The 17,379-nt window shown below is 71.0% G+C and carries 14 protein-coding genes; 6 read left to right on the forward strand and 8 right to left on the reverse strand.

The genetic code is table 11. The features are described 5' to 3' along the window. The first annotated feature begins 531 nt into the window (after nucleotides 1-531). Nucleotides 532-1,464, forward strand: a complete 933-nt coding sequence (locus Pma05_RS37715) for a lysophospholipid acyltransferase family protein (RefSeq protein WP_203862319.1) — start codon at nucleotides 532-534, stop codon at nucleotides 1,462-1,464. Nucleotides 1,465-1,556: 92 nt separating this feature from the next. On the opposite strand, the gene Pma05_RS37720 is transcribed toward Pma05_RS37715, so the two are convergent. Next, entirely contained in the window at nucleotides 1,557-2,354 is a 798-nt protein-coding gene (locus tag Pma05_RS37720; protein WP_203862320.1) for a CehA/McbA family metallohydrolase, read from the reverse strand. Between the two features lie 423 nt (nucleotides 2,355-2,777). Between Pma05_RS37720 and Pma05_RS37725 the strand changes: the two genes are divergently transcribed. Further along, nucleotides 2,778-4,565, forward strand: a complete 1,788-nt coding sequence (locus tag Pma05_RS37725) for a gamma-glutamyltransferase family protein (RefSeq protein ID WP_203862321.1) — start codon at nucleotides 2,778-2,780, stop codon at nucleotides 4,563-4,565. Between the two features lie 89 nt (nucleotides 4,566-4,654). On the opposite strand, the gene Pma05_RS37730 is transcribed toward Pma05_RS37725, so the two are convergent. The 3 genes from Pma05_RS37730 to Pma05_RS37740 are packed head-to-tail and all read right to left on the reverse strand — an operon-like array spanning nucleotide 4,655 to nucleotide 8,453. Beyond that, on the reverse strand, nucleotides 4,655-5,791 hold the full coding sequence (locus Pma05_RS37730; RefSeq protein WP_203862322.1) for an LLM class flavin-dependent oxidoreductase: 1,137 nt from the start codon (nucleotides 5,789-5,791) through the stop codon (nucleotides 4,655-4,657). 37 nt (nucleotides 5,792-5,828) lie between these two features. After that, nucleotides 5,829-7,175 (reverse strand): NtaA/DmoA family FMN-dependent monooxygenase, encoded by a 1,347-nt coding sequence (locus tag Pma05_RS37735; RefSeq protein WP_203862323.1) that lies wholly within the window; start codon nucleotides 7,173-7,175, stop codon nucleotides 5,829-5,831. 51 nt (nucleotides 7,176-7,226) lie between these two features. Continuing rightward, complete coding sequence (locus Pma05_RS37740; RefSeq protein ID WP_203862324.1) at nucleotides 7,227-8,453, reverse strand: LLM class flavin-dependent oxidoreductase; 1,227 nt, start codon at nucleotides 8,451-8,453, stop codon at nucleotides 7,227-7,229. A gap of 247 nt (nucleotides 8,454-8,700) precedes the next feature. On the opposite strand from Pma05_RS37740, the gene Pma05_RS37745 reads away from it, so the two are divergent. Beyond that, nucleotides 8,701-9,129 (forward strand): cellulose binding domain-containing protein, encoded by a 429-nt coding sequence (locus Pma05_RS37745; protein ID WP_203862325.1) that lies wholly within the window; start codon nucleotides 8,701-8,703, stop codon nucleotides 9,127-9,129. Between the two features lie 107 nt (nucleotides 9,130-9,236). Here the strand turns inward: Pma05_RS37745 and Pma05_RS37750 are convergent, their stop codons facing one another. From Pma05_RS37750 to Pma05_RS37760, 3 genes are all read right to left on the reverse strand, one after another. Beyond that, the gene (locus Pma05_RS37750; protein WP_203862326.1) at nucleotides 9,237-11,717 is read right to left on the reverse strand and encodes a M14 family metallopeptidase; all 2,481 of its coding nucleotides are present in this window, start codon (nucleotides 11,715-11,717) and stop codon (nucleotides 9,237-9,239) included. A gap of 313 nt (nucleotides 11,718-12,030) precedes the next feature. Then, on the reverse strand, nucleotides 12,031-13,290 hold the full coding sequence (locus Pma05_RS37755; RefSeq protein WP_203862327.1) for an acetamidase/formamidase family protein: 1,260 nt from the start codon (nucleotides 13,288-13,290) through the stop codon (nucleotides 12,031-12,033). Nucleotides 13,291-13,599: 309 nt separating this feature from the next. Continuing rightward, nucleotides 13,600-13,710, reverse strand: a complete 111-nt coding sequence (locus Pma05_RS37760) for a HEAT repeat domain-containing protein (RefSeq protein WP_203862328.1) — start codon at nucleotides 13,708-13,710, stop codon at nucleotides 13,600-13,602. Between Pma05_RS37760 and Pma05_RS37765 the strand changes: the two genes are divergently transcribed. Next, nucleotides 13,700-14,281, forward strand: a complete 582-nt coding sequence (locus Pma05_RS37765; protein WP_203862329.1) for a hypothetical protein — start codon at nucleotides 13,700-13,702, stop codon at nucleotides 14,279-14,281. The genes Pma05_RS37760 and Pma05_RS37765 overlap by 11 nt on opposite strands. A gap of 191 nt (nucleotides 14,282-14,472) precedes the next feature. Further along, complete coding sequence (locus Pma05_RS37770) at nucleotides 14,473-15,189, forward strand: hypothetical protein (protein WP_203862330.1); 717 nt, start codon at nucleotides 14,473-14,475, stop codon at nucleotides 15,187-15,189. A gap of 48 nt (nucleotides 15,190-15,237) precedes the next feature. Here Pma05_RS37770 and Pma05_RS37775 read toward each other — a convergent pair whose 3' ends face one another. Next, entirely contained in the window at nucleotides 15,238-16,035 is a 798-nt protein-coding gene (locus Pma05_RS37775) for a nitroreductase family protein (RefSeq protein ID WP_203862331.1), read from the reverse strand. A 256-nt stretch (nucleotides 16,036-16,291) separates the two neighbouring features. Between Pma05_RS37775 and Pma05_RS37780 the strand changes: the two genes are divergently transcribed. After that, nucleotides 16,292-17,356, forward strand: coding sequence for an LLM class flavin-dependent oxidoreductase (locus Pma05_RS37780; RefSeq protein WP_203862332.1), 1,065 nt, complete (start codon nucleotides 16,292-16,294; stop codon nucleotides 17,354-17,356). Nucleotides 17,357-17,379: the final 23 nt, after the last annotated feature.

Here is a 17,379-nt window from a genome sequence, read left to right on the forward strand (position 1 = left end):
AGCAGTGCGGTTGACGTACGTGGCCACCCAACCCTAACCACGACCGGAACGACGTGTCGATTGCCGGCAGCTCAGCCCACGCCCTGTCTCGCACCTAGGTGGCCGTCGTTCCGCTCAGGCTGGAGGCAACCGTGATCGTCAATGAACCCTTTCCCACCTGGACCGCGCGGTGCTCACGCACCGCGTCCGACCCTGCGTTCGCCGGACGGCGAGCGGAGGTTGAAAAGGTTCAATGTCCTGACCGGGGCGGGCGGTCGACGGCCACGAGCGCCGGCCGTACTCCGTGACGACGGGTCCGCGCAGCGCGCCGCCGCCCGCACGTCCCAGCCGCCCGGCCCGGGGCGGACGGTCCGGCACCCGCGACACCACGGCAGCGGAACGACAGCGCCCACCGGTGCCGGGCCGAGGCGGACGAGGCCGGCGTCGAATGATCGAGATTCACCACCGGGTCACAGAGATTTCAGACGTCCGCACCGCCTGGTTCGCTATTCGACTTTGATGATGGATTTCCGGACGTAGGGAGGCCGCACGGTGTCATCCGTATACTGGCTCGCGCGCTCGGGTATTGCCGTGGCGGGTAGGACACCGCGCCGGGTGCGGAACGGACTTGCCTCGACCGTCACCTCGGCGAGCTACCTGGGATGGCGTTCCAAACGCCTGGTGACGCAGGAAAACATGGCGAGGGTCCTGGGCCTGCCCGTGTCCGACCTCCGCGTCCGACGCGCCGCGCTGAGTTCCTGGAGCAACTACGGCCGAACCGCGGCATCCCTGATCTGCCTGCCCTATCTGGACATGCTGGATGTCGACGCACGGACACAGGATCTGACCCAGGGCATGAGCTGGCGAGAATGCGTCCGGCGGGCGATGGCGGCCGACAAGGGGATGATCATCACCACCGGTCATTTCGGAAGCTGGGACCTTGCCGGCGCCATCGCCGCGCGCCACGTCCCGCTCTCGGCCATTGCGGACACATTCAAGGATCCGCGCCTGAACAACCTCCTCCAAGGGCATCGACGAGAGAAGAGCGTCGACATCATCCCGGTGTCGAGTGCCGTCCGACAGGTAATGCGCGAACTCGCCGAGAGCAGAGCGGTGGCGATCGTCATCGACCGGCCGGTGGCCAGAGAACGAGGCGTGGAGGTCACGTTCTTCGGCCACCGGACCTACGTACCCGTCGGCGCTGCCGCGCTGTCGGTGAAGTCGGGGGCGCCAATCATGCCCGGCTACGTCTGGTACGCACCGAACAATCGCTACTACATCCGAGCGTTTCCGCCGATGTTCCCGAGAGTCGTGCATGGCAACGCCGAGCGAAAGCGGGAGATACAGCGCCTGGCGCAGTACATGTTCGCCTGCCAGGAAGAGGTGGTACGGCAGTGCCCGACGCAGTGGTTCATGTTCCGCCGATTCTGGCCCGCCGATACGGAGGTACCCGGTGCGGAGGCCACCGAGGCGATGGCCGCCTGAGCAGCGGTGGGTGCGGCGCCGGTCTCGCCGGTGCGTGCCGACGACACCTCTGCCGGCGTCGCTCCGGGCAAGGTCTGTCATCGACGCCGGGATCAACCGTCGCGAGCCCCCCGTTCGAGGCGGGCCTCGCGGCGCCGACGGATCATCCGGCGCGGAGGGTCCACGAACCAACTCCAGGCGCATTGCGCGACGTAGGCGCCCGGGTTGAGCCGAGCCGGCGGTTGCTCCTGCCCACCGGCCCGCACGCTGCGGTCGAGGACCGCTCGGCGCAGGTCGTCGGGTGTCCTCCCCGGAAAGCGGGTGTAGCCGGCCCCGATGTGCTGCCAGAAATGCGCGTCGCTCGCACCGATCTCGGCCAGGCCCCACTCCTCGTTCGCCGAACGCACGGCGGCGCGTCGGGACGAGTTGGCCGGACTCGGGTTGTAGACCTCGATCCCGTCGATCTCGTACCCCGCGCTGAGTAGCGCGTCGATCCTCCGGCGGCTCAGGCTCGGTACCAGCGTCCCGAGGGGGTGCGGTACCACCACCAGCCCGCCCTGCTCCTTGATGGCGTCGATGCTCTCCTGAACCGGGCGCAGTGGTTTCGGCGCTTTCTTGACGAAGAGGCCGAGCAGGTGGCCGTGACGCGTCGAGACCTCGACGCCGGTGATCATCCGCAGCGGGGAGTTCTGTTCGGCCAGCAGTTCCTCGACCCGCCGCGCACCCTCGACGTGGTCGTGGTCGGTCACCGCGATCACGGTCAGTTGCCGGAGAGTCGCGGTCTGGACCAGTCGGGCCGGACTGATCCAGCCATCGCCCAGGTTGGTGTGCAGATGGATGTCGGCCCGGCCGGGACCGGCGGCCGGCAGCGTGCTGTCGGCTCCCGGCGCGCCACTGGTCTGGTCGTCCACGGCACGATCGTAGGCGCACCGCCGCTCGGGTCACTGGCCGCCGAGGTGCAGCTCCTCGGATACGGCGACAAAGTACCGCAGCACCCGCGTCTCCAGGCCGCACCGGTACCGCCGAGGCGGCCCGGGCCGCGCCGCCGGAAGCCGCAGGCGGGCCGGGGTGACGGGGAGGCTGGGCGGACATTCAGGGAGGTCTTGCGCCATTCATCGTATACAACATACGCTTCCATGATCACTCACTCGAGAAGTTCTCATGACGCACCTCTCCCTCAGCGGGACGAGCCCGCGAAGCTCGATCCACTCCGAACCACCGTGGCGGCGGTCGCCGTAATCTGCACTGTCGCGGCCTACCGCCTGCCACCTGGTCCAGCCGGACGGCTCCCGGCCCGACGTCCGGGCCACCGACCCGAGTAGTGGGGTGTTGCCATGACGTTCACCACCAGGCCGACGTTGCAGGGGACCTTCGGCATGGTCTCCTCGACACACTGGCTCGCCAGCCAGGCGGCGATGGGGATCCTCGAACGCGGCGGGAACGCCTTCGACGCGGCGGTCGCCGCCGGGTTCGTCCTGCACGTCGTCGAACCGCATCTGAACGGGCCCGGCGGTGAGGTGCCGGCCATCGTGGCGACCGCCCAGGACCCGGCCCCGAAGGTGCTGTGCGGGCAGGGGCCCGCGCCGGCCGGGGCCACCATCGCACACTTCCGGTCGCTCGGGATGGAGCTCATCCCCGGCTCCGGCCCGCTCGCGGCGGCGGTGCCCGGGGCCGTGGACGCCTGGCTCCTGCTGCTGCGGGACCACGGCACCGTCCGGCTCGCGGAGGTACTGGAGCCGGCGATCGGGTACGCCGGCGCCGGCCACCCGCTGGTCGGCCGGGTCGGCGACACCGTGGCGGCCGTACGGTCGCTGTTCGAGGAGTACTGGCACACCTCGGCGGAACTCTGGCTCCGCGACGGTAGACCGCCGGCGGCGGGCGAGATGTTCGCCAACCCGGCCTACGCACGTACGCTGCGGAGGCTGGTCGACGCCGGGCGGGCCGCCGGCCCCGACCGCGACGCCGAGATCGAGGCCGCCCGCCGGGCCTGGCGCGAGGGTTTCGTGGCGGAGGCGATCGACCGGTTCAGCCGTAAGCCGTTCCAGGACTCCACCGGACGGGCCCATGCCGGCCTCGTCACCGGCGCGGACCTGGCCGGCTACACGGCGACCTGGGAGGAACCGGTCACCCTCGACTGGCACGGTTACTCGGTGGCGAAGACCGGTTTCTGGGGCCAGGGGCCGCTGCTGCTCCAGACGCTGTCGATCCTCGACGCGCTCGACGACCCCGAGGGGTACGCCCCGGCCACCGCGACCGGCATCCACACCCAGACCGAGGCGCTCAAGCTCGCCTTCGCCGACCGCGAGGCGTGGTACGGCGACACCGACGTGCCCGCGCAGGCACTCCTCTCCGGCGAGTACGCCCGGGAGCGGGCTGCCCTGATCGGCGCACGCGCGTCGGCGGAGCTGCGACCGGGGCGTCCCGACGGGGCGGAGCCACGGCTGCCCGCCCAGCTCGGACGCGCTGCCGGGCGCCGCACCGACCTGGTGGATCCCAGCACGGGCGAACCGACGGTGCGGGCGGACGGGGTGACCCGGGGCGACACCTGTCACGTGGACGTGGTCGACCGCTGGGGCAACATGATCTCCGCCACCCCGAGTGGCGGCTGGTTGCAGAGCTCCCCCACCATTCCGGAACTCGGCTTCCCGCTGGGCAGTCGGCTCCAGATGTTCTGGCTGGAGGAGGGGCTCGCCTCGTCACTGGCCCCCGGCCGCCGGCCGCGTACCACGCTGAGTCCGACCATGGTGCACCGGGACGGGGAGCCCGTACTGGCCTGCGGCACCCCCGGCGGCGACCAGCAGGACCAGTGGCAGTTGCCGTTCCTGCTCCGCCATCTCCTCGGCGGCCAGTCCCTACAGGAGGCCATCGACGCGCCCGGGTGGCACACCGCCAGCCTGCCGGCGTCCTTCTATCCCCGCGAGATGGAGCCCGGTGTACTGGTGGTGGAGGACCGGCTCGACCGAGACGTCCTGGCGGCGCTGCGGGCGTACGGGCACGAGGTGCGGCTCTCCGATCCGTGGAGCCTCGGCCGGCTCTGTGCGGTGGCCCGCGACCCGGGTACGGGCCTGCTCAGCGCAGGAGCGAACCCCCGTGGCATGCAGGGCTACGCCTGCGGCCGTTAGCCGTCGTACGGCGGGCCACCAGACACGACGTGTCGGGCATGGTGATGAGATCCATGACTCCCCGCTCGACCCGACGGCGAAGGTGCCGGTCAGCCGTGCCGGCGGTGCCACTCCTGCGCGAGCAGCCGGTAGGACCGCACCCGGTCGGCGTGCTCGTGGGTGATGGTGGTGATGACCAGCTCGTCGGCGCCGGTCGCCTCGCGCAGCAGGTCGAGCTGGTCGGCGACCTGTGCCGGGGTACCGACGAACTGGGTGTCGACCCGGTCGGCGACCAGCTCGCGGTCGGCGTCGGTCCAGGAGTGGGCCCGAGCCTCGGCGGGAGTCGGGAACGGGATGGCGCCCTCGGCGGTCCGGATGCTGCGTACCCAGAGTCCGTAGCCCGAGGCCAGTTCGCGGGCCACCGCCGCGTCCTCGGCGACGACCACGTCGGCCGAGACGCTGAGGTAGGGCCGGTCCAGCTCCTTCGACGGCCGGAAGGCCGCCCGGTAGGCGTCCGCCGCTTCGAGGACGGTACCGGGGCTGACGTGGTAGTTGGTGGCGAACCGCAACCCGTTCTCCCCGGCGACGCTCGCGCTCTCGCCCCCGCTGCTGCCGAGGATCCAGATCTGCACCCGCGCCCCCTCCCCCGGTACCACGTGGGCCTCCTCGCCCTCGGCCGACCGGTACGTCCCGTGCAGCAGGTCGAGGATGTCCCGGATCTGTTCGGTGTAGTTCTGCGACCGGGCGCCCGGCAGTTGCAGCAGCGTCTTCTGCAACGCGAAGCGCGGTGACGTGAGCAGGTGGGCGAAGGAGAACTTCGGTGGGATCAGCAGCCCGTTCGGGGCCCGACCGCCGACCACTCCGCTGCCGCCGACGAGTGCCGGTTCCGCCTTCGGTTCGGTCGGGCGCCCGCCGGACCGGCCGAGGCCGAGGTCCAGCCGCCCCGGGTGCAGCGCGTCGATCAGCCCGAACTCCTCCACCGTGGACAGTGCGGTGCGGTGGCCGAGCTGCACCGCACCGGACCCGATCCGAATCGTCGAGGTGGCCGCCGCGGTGAGCGCCAGCAGGACCGCCGGGGATGTCCCGGCGACCCCGGGATTGAGATGGTGCTCGGCGAACCAGTAGCGGGCGTACCCGAATCGTTCGGTCTGCTGGGCGAGGTCGATGCTGTTGCGCAGCGCCTCGGCGGCGCTCGATCCCGAGGAGATCGGGACCAGGTCGAGTACGGCAAGTGGTGGAACGGTCATGGAGTCAGCCTCCTCCGACGGCCGGTACCAGTAACTTTCATCGATCCACCCCGATGCCGAGATGGTCGCGCAGGGTCTCGCCCTGGTAGTCGGTGCGGAACACCCCCCACTCCTGGAGCAGCGGGACGACCCGGTCGGCGAACCCGTCAAGCCCGCCGGGGGTGAGGTGCGGGACCAGGATGAACCCGTCGCTGACATCGGCCTGGACCAGGTCGTTGATGCCGTGCGCCACGGTCTCCGGCGCGCCGACGAACGTCTGCCGGCCGGTCACCTCGATGATCAGTTCCCGGATCGACAGCTTCTTGGCCTCGGCGCGTTCGCGCCACTCCCGGGCTGTGGCGATCGGGTCGCGGTACATCCGCACGCTGGCCCGGCCCCGGGAGACGGTGTTCTCGCCCGGGTCGGGGTCGATCTCCGGCAGTGGACCGTCCGGGTCGTGGCCGGAGAGGTCCCGGTTCCAGAGCTGCTCCAGGAACCTGATCGCGGTCTCCCCGCTGACCTGGCGCAACCGCACCTCGTGCGCGAGTTCCTGGGCCTCGGTGTCGGTGTCGGCGAGCACGAAGGTGGAGGCCGGCAGGATCACCAACTGCTCAGGCGTACGCCCGTAGCGGGCGAGCCGACCCTTGACGTCGGAGTAGAACGCCTGACCGGCGGCGAGGGTGTCGTACCGGCTGAAGATCGCATCCGCCGACGACGCCGCGAACTCGCGTCCCTCGTCGGAGTCGCCGGCCTGGAGGATGATCGGCCGCCCCTGCGGACTGCGCGGCACGTTGAACTGCCCGACGATGTCGAAGTCCGGATCGGCGTGCCGGAACGCCCCCGGCCGGGCGTCGCGGAGGAAGACACCGGTCTCCTTGTCCGCGACGATCTCGTCGCCGTGCCAGGAGTCGAAGAGTTTCCAGGTGGTGCGCAGGAAGTTGCGGGCCCGCTCGTAGCGCCGTTCCTGCGGCAGGAAACCGCCGCGCCGGAAGTTCTCCCCGGTGAACGCGTCCCAGGAGGTGACGACGTTCCAGCCGGCCCGGCCGGCGGAGAGGTGGTCGAGGCTGGCGAACTGCCGGGCGACCTCGTACGGCTCGTTGAAGGTGGAGTTGATCGTCCCGGCCAGCCCGAGCCGCTCCGTCACCGCCGCGATGGCGGCGAGCACGGTGAAGGTGTCCGGCCGGCCCACCACGTCCAGGTCGTAGATCTGGCCGTTCTGCTCGCGCAGTCGCAGCCCCTCGGCCAGGAAGAGGAAGTCGAACCTCGCCCGCTCGGCGGTACGGGCGAAGTGTACGAACGAACTGAAGTCGATGTGGCTCCCCGCCTCCGGGTCACTCCACACCGTGGTGTTGTTGACGCCGGGAAAGTGCGCGGCCAGGTGGATCTGCTTGGCGGGTCTACTCATCGTCTCTGACCTCATCGTCTCTGACCTCTTCGGCGATGCTCGGCACGGCGGTCAGCCCGCCGCGTACCGGCTGACGGGTCGGGGAAGGCCGAGCAGCCCGCGCAGGGTGTCCGCCTCGTACCCGCGGCGGAACGCCTGCCGCCGGTGCAGTTCCGGCACGAGTACCCGGGTGATCTGCTCCAGGTCGTGCGGCAGGGTGCCCGGGCGCAGCCGGAAGCCGGCGAGTCCGGCCGCCCGCCACTCGCCCAGCAGGTCCGCCAGGTCGCCGGGGGTACCGACGAACACCTCGGCGTCGCTGGCGAACTCGCCGCCGGCACGCTCGTCGAGACGCGCCCGGCGGGCCCGCGCGGTCGCCGCCGAGTCGTCGAGGAAGACGGCCAGGTCGGCGAAGACGTGTACGGTCTGCTCGGCCCGGCCGGCGGCGGCCTGCGCGGCGCGGATCTCGGCGACGATGGTCCGGGCCTGCTCCGGATCACGCGGGGTCACGAACCCGATGTCGGCGACGCGCCCGACCAGGCGGTACGGCACGCTCTGGTGCGCCAGCGCGCCGACCACCGGCTGCCCCTGCGGCGGGCGCGGCGTGATCGACGGGCCCTTGACGCTGAACCGGCGGCCCTCGAAGTCGATGTAGTGCAGCTTCTCCCGGTCGACGAACCGCCCGGTGGCGATGTCCCGGATCTCGGCGTCGTCCTCCCAACTGTCCCAGAGCCGCCGCACCACCTCGACGTAGTCGGCCGCCTCCTCGAACAGGTCGGCGAGCAGCCCCTGGCCGGCCGGGCCGGTCACCTCCTCAACACCGGGTCGGGGCAGCGTACGGCGACCGAAGTGCGCCGCCTCGTCCGCCCGGCCCGACACCCGCACCTGCACACCGGCCCGCCCCGTGGAGACGTGGTCCAGCGTGGCGATGGCCTTGGAGATGTGGAACGGCTCGGTGTGCGTGACCACCGCCGTGGGGATCAGGCCGACGTGCCGGGACAGCGGGGCGACCCGCGCGGCGACCAGCACGGCGTCGAGCCGCCCCCGCACCTGGTCGGTGCGCCCGTCCGGCTCCGTGTGCCGCGACGACTGCAGGCCGAGCGAGTCGTCGATCGTAACGAAGTCCAGCAGCCCCCGTTCCGCCTCGGCGACCAGTTCGGACCAGTAGCGGGCGGTGAACAGCTCCGTCGGGCGGGCCCGCGGTTCCCGCCACGCCGCGGGATGCCAACCCGCGCCGTCGAGCGCGACGGCGAGGTGCAGTGGGTGCGATGAAGGGACACGCCGTGGTCGGTCGGCAGGCATCGGAGGGTCTCCTCTCGGCCGTGGCACCTGATGCAACCGAACCACATTGCCTACTATTCCGATAGGCATTGTCCGAGTGTTGGGGTCGCACCGTCGGCGGTAGCCGCGCCCGGTCGGACCGGGAGAAGACAAGATCCGGCGGTACTCTTGCCGGTCGCGCTACCACGACCGGCCGTCCGTCGCTCATCATGGATGTCTGGGTGTCGGGGGCACCCCGCCGCCGGCATAGCCGAGAGCGAGGTCCGTCATGCGCGATCGTCCGTCCCGAGTGGCCCGGTGGGTCCGCGTCCTGCTCGTGCCCACCCTCGCCGCCGTGCTGACGGCCGCCTCCGGCACGGTCGCGAACGCGGCGGCGGATCCGGCGCCGTGTGGCGTGCGCTACCAGGTCACCGGCGCGTTTCCGCCCGGAATGCAGGCACAGTTGACGATCACCAACCGGGGTCAGGCCGAGATCAACGGGTGGACGCTGCGCTTCTCCTTCCCCGACAAGCAACCGCTGTACTTCTTCGGAGCGGAGCTGGTCAGCCGGAGCGCCGGCACCGTCACCACCCGGGACCTCGGCTACAACGCGGTCGTCCCGCCGAACGGCTCCGTGACGATCGGCTATCTCACCGTCCTGCCCGCACCGACCCCGACCGACTTCGCCGTGAACGACGCACCCTGCCAGACCGAGTAACACCAGTACGGCGATCCCGTGACAGCCCAAGCCCCGGCCTCGTGCACGACCATCGCCCCGTCAGTACGGCCGAACCGCACTGACGGGGCGATGATCACCGAGGGGTGCTACCTCTTGACGATCCTGATCGTCGCGGTCCGGTACTTCTCGCGCCGGTCGTTCTTCGTCGGGTCGTAGTTGTTCTCGATGTTGCCGGCGGCGTCGACCGAGAACCAGCGGAACGTCGTCGTCTCGGTCACGTGGAACACCTGCCCCGGCTCCCGGAACTCGGTCGCCTCGTAGCGCGGCGACTCCAGGGTCGGCCGGCTGCCGTCCGTCGTGTAGTAGATGGTGGCCGGCTCACTGGTCTCGAACCGCACGTCGACCGAGCCGCGGTACGTCCCGTCGCCGGGAAGCAGCCGGGACGTCGGATCCTTCTTGTCCTTGCCCCACTCCGCCGCGATCCGGAACATCTCCATGATCCCGTTGGCGTACTCCATCGTCTCGGCGTGGCCACTGACCAGCGCCGGGTCTCCCGCCCACGGCGGCTGGAACGAGCCGCCCTGCCAGTTGCCGGTACCCGGGTTGTAGACCGAGCCGCCGACCTCCCAGCCGAAGGCGTAGATCCCGTACGTGTGGTACAGGTCCTCGCGTACGTTGCCGGCCGAGGAGTAGAGCACGTCCGACGACCCGCCGACGTTCTCCGGCGTGACGACGGTCTCCCGGTGCGCCTTGACCTGCGACAGGATCCGGGCGGCCGACTGCCAGTAGAACGCCTCGTCACCCAGCGGCGGGCGCGGCGTGGTGATCCGGCCGTCCGCGATGTAGGCGCCGGGCTGCCAGAAGAGCTGGCCGCCGTTGGAGTGCACCGACATCATGAACTTGATGTTCGAGTACTTCTCGACCAGCCAGATGATGTTCTTCGCCTCGGGCTCGGAGAGCTTCGCCGGCCCCTGGAAGGTGTCGCTGACGCAGCTCGTCGACGCGCCGGAGTAGCCGTCGTGGGCCGACCCGACCCGGTAGTTCCGGTTCAGGTCGACACCCCAGCCGTTACGCCGGGCCGGATCGGCGTTCTCGTCCGGGCAGTGGTTCGTCAGGTTCCGGCGCTGCGAGGCGAAGTTGTAGAAGCTGTAGTTCGCCCCGTCCGGGTTGTTGGAGAGGATGAAGAAGACCTCGGCGTTGTCGACGATGTTCTTCGTCTCCCGGTCGGACCGGTAGTTGTGCACCAGCCGCTCGGCCGCCTCCAGCGAGGTCGTCGCGGGGACCCACTCGCGGGCGTGGTCCTGCGCCTGGATCAGTACGCCCGGCTTCTTGCCGTCGCGGTGCTTGCCGATCCGCAGCACCGGGATGGTGGCCGGGCCGCGCGGTACCTCGCCCTCCGGTGCGCCGGCACGCTTCTGGTCGAGGAAGTCGGTCAGCGCGACCGGACCGGCCGTCGCCGCGACGATGCCGGTGCCGGCGTTCGTCCGGTACGGGTGTGCTCGGTCGACGAGGCCCTGGGACCCGCTCTCCAGGGCTGCCGCCACCTCGGCGGCGGTACTCGCCAGCCCACCGGAGGCGTTCTTCGCGAGCAGGACCCGGATCGCCTTGCCGGCGACCTCGACGGCGAGCGGGAGGTCCGCCCCCGGCCGGTCCACGAACTCGACGGTGATGTCGTTGCCGCCCTCGTGGCCCCAGGCCGCCGAGCTGACGACGACCGCCTCCTGGCCGGTACCGCCGATCGTGGCCTGCGCCTTGCGCTGGTAGCCGTTCGTCTTGTTCGGCAGGTAGACGATCTCGGCGATGTCCGGGTACTGCCGGGCGATCTCCCTGGCGCGGCTGTAGAGCTGCTGCGGGGTCCGGTAGCCGTCCACGAAGTCCCACTTGTAGCCCGGGTTCGCGGTCAGCGGCGACGGAGCGTCCTCCAGCCAGTTGGAGACGGTGCCGGTGGTGACGCCGCCGGTCGAACTGGTCACCCGGATCTGCTTCGGGCGCGCGTCGAGCTTGAACAGGTTCCGGTGGAACATGTACTGCCCGGAGTCGACGAACCGGCTCATCGTCCGGGCGTAGCCGAACGGCGTACCCCGGCCCGAGTCGTTTTCGAGTTGCATCCCGACGACCGGGTCCGCCTGCTGTCCTTCGGTGGTCCGCGCCTCGACGTAGAGGAAGCCCTGGCCCTTCGTGGTGAACCAGTCGGCACGGACGACCCGTACCGTCTCAGTGTGGTTGAGCGGCTGGACGGACCGCGCGCCGAGGGCCTGGAGACCGCCGTCGGCCTCGTCGCTCCAGGCAAAGCTCTCGTCGTCGCCGAGGATCGTGACGCCCATCGCCCTGAGTTCGGCGACCTGCTCGGCGGTCACCACCGCCTCGCCCTCGATCCCGCTCGGCACGCGCCGCAGGCCGTGTTCGAGGTCGAAGCCGGCGGCCACCACCTTGTCCAGCAGGTCGGCGCCGGTCAACTGGATGCGTACCAGGCGTACCGACGCCTGGTCCTCGAGCGAGGATCGCCCGGAACCACCCGTGGCGGTGGACTTGGTGGGATCCGCGCCTGCCGGCGCGGTCGCCATCAGGACAGTCCCCACCAGGGCGGGCAGCGCGAGAAGCGCGATGCGCAGTCGTCTGCGTCGCATGCTCCACTCCTTGTCGTTTTCGGCCTGTGGTCGATGCCGTGGCCGACCCGGGTACGGGCCGGACCGATGTTCGGCACGGTCGTGCCGAGCTCGCCCACGGTGGGCCTGGGCAGGACGACGGTCGACGTCCCGAGCAGCGATGGCGCGGCCGATGGGTGAGCTGGGTGCGGTGAGCGTAAGCGCATTTTTCGCAGCTACGGGCGACGCGAACCGGATCTTGAGCATTACTTGAGCTTGTCGTCCCGCCCCGGCCACACCCGGTCACGACTGTCCTGTCCGGACCTCCCGGTGTCCCCCGGCCGCCGGGGTCGGATCAGCGGCGGCCCTTGAAGACGCTCTTCGGGATGTAGCCGGTCACGACCTGGGTCCGGTCGACCACCTCGGCGTTGTGGTAGTTCACCGCGATGGAGGCGAACGAGTACGCCTTCGGCACGGTCAGACCCTGGGTGGTGACGAGGAAGTCGACGGTCTTCTCGACCGCGATCCGCATCGCCCGGTCGAGGTCCCAGTGGATGCCCATCATCATCCAGTGGTCGTCGGTCTCGGCCCACGGCAGTTCGGTCGCCACGTTCTTGATCAGCGTGATCCGGAACGTACCGGCGAGCGAGTGCTCGACGGCGGTGCCGCTGACCTCGCCGTCGCCCTGGCAACTGTGCGGGTCGCCGATGAAGACCTGCGCGCCGGGCTGGAACACCGGCAGATAGAGCGTGGTCCCGACGTTGAGGTCGCGGACGTCCATGTTGCCGCCGAACCTGCCGGGCGGAGTCGAGTTCTGCACTCCGGTAGCCGGCGGCGGGGCGTCCTCGGTGTTGCCGATGAACTCACCCGTCGGGGAGGCGACCGCGATGATCCCCATGAACTTGTGGGTCGGGATGATGATGTCGTCGGAGAAGAAGACCACCTCCTGACCCCGGTGCATGCCGGTGCGGTAGAGGTGGGTACGGACGTCGGGCCAGACGCCGGCCGGCAGGTCGGGCGGGATCTCGGCGGGTATGTCGAGGCCCTGGTCGCCCTCCCGCCAACCCGGGTAGAAGGTGGCCATGACGCCGCCGGTCGGCGCGGTGTTGTTGAAGCCGTACGGCACCCGGGTGTCGATGTCGAGGATGTCGATCGCGATCGTGTCACCCGGCTCGGCACCCTTGACGTAGATCGGGCCGGTCAGGATGTGCCCGCCGTACTGCCGGCCGGTGGCCTGCCGCTCCGGCAGGGTCGCCCAGAACGCCAGCCCGTCCGGCAGGATCTCGTCCGGCTTGACGCCGAAGGCACCGAAGTAGTCGCGCGGGTCGACGGCCGGGTTGGTGAAGCCCTGGTGGGAGAGGGTGTCGACCCGAACGGTCTCCCCCGACCTCATCGTGAGACCGGGCTTCCAGCCGATCGGGAAGCCGCCCCAGTGCAACGCGTCCGGGGTGGACCTCAGGTGGTGCTGCCACTTCGGCCGCTGCGGACCGCCCCGGCCGCCCCGCCGAGCGGGCGACGCCTGGGCGGGGGCGGTGACGCCGGCCGCGACCGTGGCGGCCAGGCCGGCGGCCAGCAGACTCCGCCGACTCGCCGCACTCCAGTGCTTGGTGGACATGCTCGACTCCCGTCCCGGGACCACGTCAACCCGGACCGCACGGCGGTCACGCCCGGCCGCACTACACCCGGCCGCACTACGCCCGGATCGTCGGCGAGCACGGTGTTCACCGCGCCGCGCCGGACCGCACGGGAGGTTGGCGAAGGTCCACTGGCAAGCGCATCCCAGGCCCGACCGGAGTCGCTCCCGGGGTGCGCGGATCCGCCCTCTCGATCATGGAGGGGTCGGTACACCGTCGCCGTCCGGTGTTTCCACCACGTGACGTACGTGCAAATCCGGTGCTTCCGGTCGGGACCATCCGGCCCGGTGTCAGTCGCGGCGCCCCGACGAGTCGGCGTTGGCAGCGCCGGCCTGGCGAAGCCCCCAGACCGCCGCCTCCCGTACCTCGGGGGCGGGATCGTCGAGCGCGGTGGCGAGCACCCGCGCGATCGGCCGGCGCACCGACCGGTACCGGCCGACGAGCGCGCCGCCGTACCGGGCCGCCTTCTCGCGTACCGCCGGATGGGTCGAGGTGAGCAGTGCGGCGAGTACGGCGGGCTGGTCGGCGGGGGTGAGCCGGTCGAGCAGGTCGTCGATCGGGTCCCAGTTCCACAGGTACGGACCGATCTCGACGCCGTACTCGTGCTCGTTGCGGTCGAGCCAGGCGTCCCCGTCGGCCCAGCCCGCCCGTACGGCCGCGACCGCCGCCTCGCCCGGCCACGGTGCCGGCGCGCGGGCCGCGGCCAGTGCCGCCGCGGCGCGTACCGTCGCCGGCTGGCCCGCCGCGAGCGCCTCGGCGAGCAGCGGGGTGGCCGGGTCGAGGGTGGCCGCCGCGATGACCAGTGCTCCCCGAGCCTGGTCGTCGGTCTCGACCGGCCAGCGGTCGTGCAGCGCCGCCAGGATGTCGCCGGCCCGCCCCGGGCAGTTGCCGAGCGCGAAGGTGGCGGCCAGCCGGCTCCCGTTGTCCGGTCCGCTCCACCTCGAAGATCGTCAAGGACGGGATTGTCGGTAGGATTGGCAGGAATGCCGTGGTGCGCCTGGAATCCAGCGCCAAGGAGGCCCCGCCGTTCCCACAAGGGACAGCGGGGCTGACGCGGGCACGGGACCGCCCCGGGCGGGGTGTCGCGCCGGTGCGCGCTTCCGCCGGCCGCAACCTTGTGTAGCATTGCCGCGTTCGTCAGTCGGCTGGTGAAACGAGACGACATGCGGTGGCTCCGGCGTCTGCTGGGTGGCAGCAGGCAGGTCCAGCACGATCCGGCCCGGCAGGAGGCGCTCCTGTCGGACCTCCGGCACCGGTTCGGCGCTGGTGCGCAGGTCCGGTTCGCCGAACAGGCCGACACGGTCACCCGGCTACTGGACGGTGACGACGGCCTGGTCGTGGCGGCCAGGGTCATCCGGGAGTTCGCCGACGCGGCCCACCGGGAACTCCTCGCCCAGGCCGACGAGCTCTACCGGCATACCGGTCGCCGGCTCATGGTCGACCGTCGGAACTACCGTCCGCTGTGGCGGGAGGCGGGGCCCCAGTTGCGGTGGCCGCTGTTGGCGCTGCCGTGCGGCTTCCACCCGTACGCGCAGGTGGCCGGGGCGGTCACGGTCGTCGGCACCCGAGCGCCTCGGCTGGTCCGGATGACCGACCCGAGTCCGCTGCTGAAACACGTGTTCGAGGTACTCGACCTGACCGCCGCCGGCTGGGAGTACGGCCGGGTCCGGGCGGATGTCGACGCCGCCGCCCTGGCCAACCGGCTGATCTCGACCGCCCGGCAGATCCGGGCGGCGATGGACGACCCGCCCCGGCTGCCGCCACCTGCCCGGGAACTGATGCGCCGCAACAACAACATCGACGTCTACGACCCGGCCAGCCACCGGGTGGTCAGCGCGATCAATCTGGGTGCGGAGATGAGACCCGCCCTGCTGGCCTGAGCACACCGGCCGTCGCCAGCTCGCCGAGGCGCGGCTGACGCACAGATGTCACCGCGATGGCAGGCCCAGGCGTTCCAGGATCTCCCGTAGCCGGTGCCGGCCCGCCATCGACGCTGGGCCCCGCAGCCGGGCCAACACCCTGTCGCTCCAGTTGCCGGACAACCCGAAGCGGGCGTTGTAGGCGGAGAGGATCTCGTCGTAGCTGGCGATGTGCGCGTCGGCTACGACGGCGTCGTACTGCTCCCGGTGCAGTACGGCGGCCTGCGGCAACCGTGGTTTGACGCCGGCCCGCTCGGTGGGGTCGGGGGTACCGACGGCCAGCCCGAAGGTGGCCACCGTGTGCGGTGGCAGCCGCAGTTCCGCCGCGACCTCGTCGGGCCGGTTGCGGATCGCGCCGACGAACACCGAGCCGAGGCCGAGCGAGGCGGCGGCCACCACCGCGTTCTGGGCGGCCAGCGCGGTGTCGACGAAGCCGATGATGGTGGTCTCGAGGTAGTCGGCGGCGGCGACCTCCCGGTCGGCACGCGCGGCCAACCGGCGGGCCCGGCCGAGGTCGGCGACCCAGACGAGGAAGAGCGGTGCCTGTGCGACGAATGCCTGGTCGCCGGCGAGCCCGGCCAGCCGGGCCTTGCGCGCGGGGTCGCGTACCGCCACCACGCTCCAGGGTTGGAGGTTGGACGACGTCGGCGCGGACTGTGCCGCCGCGACCAGTGCGGCCAGTTCGTCGTCGGTGACCTCGCGCGACCCGAACTTGCGCACGGAGCGGTGTCCGAGTTGCAGGTTGAGGACGTCGTTGACCACGGCGAGAACGGCGGCGGGGTCACCGTAGCGGGCCGCCGCCGTCATCGCGCCGCCACCTCGTCCGCCGGTCGCCGGATCCGGTCCGGGAACGGCTGGCCGGGGCGGACCCGGCGGACGGGACGGCGGTACCGGACGGGTAGAGAGCGCGCGGGCATCACCTGCGAGATGGTGTCATGCGCGGCCGGGCCGGGCTGATCCGGTCTCCGAGATCGTTCTCGCGCCTGGGGATGCCGAGACATGATCCCTATAATACCCATAGGATCAGTGGGTTTTATATCGGCGGAAGAGGAGGACCCCGGCCATGAGCCTCGAGTTCCTGTGGTACATCCCGAATCAGGTCCAGCCCGGTCACCGTGGCGACGACGTCGTCGAGAGCCACAACAGCCTGGAGACGCTCACCGGCCACGCCAGGGCCCTGGAGGAACACGGCTGGAGCGGCGCGCTCATCGGCGCCGGCTGGGGGCGACCCGACACCTTCACGGTCGCCACCGCGCTGGCCGTCCGGACGACGACGTTCCAGCCGCTGATCGCGATCCGGCCCGGGTACTGGCGCCCGGCCAACTTCGCCTCGGCGGCGGCGACCCTGGACCACCTCACCGGCGGACGGGTGCTGGTCAACATCGTCTCCGGCCAGGACAACCTGCGGGCGTACGGCGACAGCGAGGGCGACCAGGCCCACCGGTACGCCCGCACCAGGGAGTTCATCCAGCTCGTCCGCAGGCTCTGGACCGAGGAGAACGTCACCTTCCACGGTGAACACTTCTCCGTCACCGACTCCACGGTGCTGCCGCGTACCGTCGTCCGGGGCGACCGCCGGCACCCCCGGCTCTATTTCGGCGGCGCCTCGGCGGCGGCGGAGCGGGTGGCCGCGACCGAGGCCGACGTGCAGCTCTTCTGGGGCGAGCCGCTGGACGGCGTGCACGAGCGGATCGAACGGCTCAGGGACCTGGCCGAGAAGCTGGGCCGCGAGCACCCCCCACTGGAGTTCGGGCTGCGGATCACGACTCTGGTGCGGGACACGACCGAGCAGGCGTGGGCCGACGCGGAGGCCAAGGTCGCCCGGATGGCCGAGGGCAGGGGCGTCGCCGCACCCGACCCGATGCGCCGGGCCGCCGTCGGCCAGCAGCGGCTGCTCGACCTGGCCGCCCGAGGCGAGGTACTCGACGACAACCTCTACACCGCCCCGGGCAGGTTCGGCGGCGGGGGCGCGGGCACGACCTGGCTGGTCGGTTCGGCGGAGGACGTGGCGAAGTCGCTGCGCAGGTACCAGGCGCTCGGCATCACCCACTTCGTACTCTCCGACACCCCCTACCGGTCGGAGATCACCCGCCAGGGCGACCAGTTGCTACCGCTGCTGCGGGAGTGAGCGCGGCCACGTCAGGTGATCAT

Source organism: Plantactinospora mayteni, assembly GCF_016862935.1.
GTDB classification, from domain to species: domain Bacteria; phylum Actinomycetota; class Actinomycetes; order Mycobacteriales; family Micromonosporaceae; genus Plantactinospora; species Plantactinospora mayteni.

What these genes read in the sequence shown, in the direction of transcription:
- Pma05_RS37755 (WP_203862327.1), bottom strand. Translation starts at nt 13,290, where the DNA reads ATGTCCACCAAGCACTGGAGTGCGGCGAGTCGGCGGAGTCTGCTGGCC.
- Pma05_RS37730 (WP_203862322.1), bottom strand. Translation starts at nt 5,791, where the DNA reads ATGACCGTTCCACCACTTGCCGTACTCGACCTGGTCCCGATCTCCTCG.
- Pma05_RS37735 (WP_203862323.1), bottom strand. Translation starts at nt 7,175, where the DNA reads ATGAGTAGACCCGCCAAGCAGATCCACCTGGCCGCGCACTTTCCCGGC.
- Pma05_RS37725 (WP_203862321.1), top strand. Translation starts at nt 2,778, where the DNA reads ATGACGTTCACCACCAGGCCGACGTTGCAGGGGACCTTCGGCATGGTC.
- Pma05_RS37775 (WP_203862331.1), bottom strand. Translation starts at nt 16,035, where the DNA reads ATGACGGCGGCGGCCCGCTACGGTGACCCCGCCGCCGTTCTCGCCGTG.
- Pma05_RS37740 (WP_203862324.1), bottom strand. Translation starts at nt 8,453, where the DNA reads ATGCCTGCCGACCGACCACGGCGTGTCCCTTCATCGCACCCACTGCAC.
- Pma05_RS37770 (WP_203862330.1), top strand. Translation starts at nt 14,473, where the DNA reads ATGCGGTGGCTCCGGCGTCTGCTGGGTGGCAGCAGGCAGGTCCAGCAC.
- Pma05_RS37745 (WP_203862325.1), top strand. Translation starts at nt 8,701, where the DNA reads ATGCGCGATCGTCCGTCCCGAGTGGCCCGGTGGGTCCGCGTCCTGCTC.
- Pma05_RS37750 (WP_203862326.1), bottom strand. Translation starts at nt 11,717, where the DNA reads ATGCGACGCAGACGACTGCGCATCGCGCTTCTCGCGCTGCCCGCCCTG.
- Pma05_RS37780 (WP_203862332.1), top strand. Translation starts at nt 16,292, where the DNA reads ATGAGCCTCGAGTTCCTGTGGTACATCCCGAATCAGGTCCAGCCCGGT.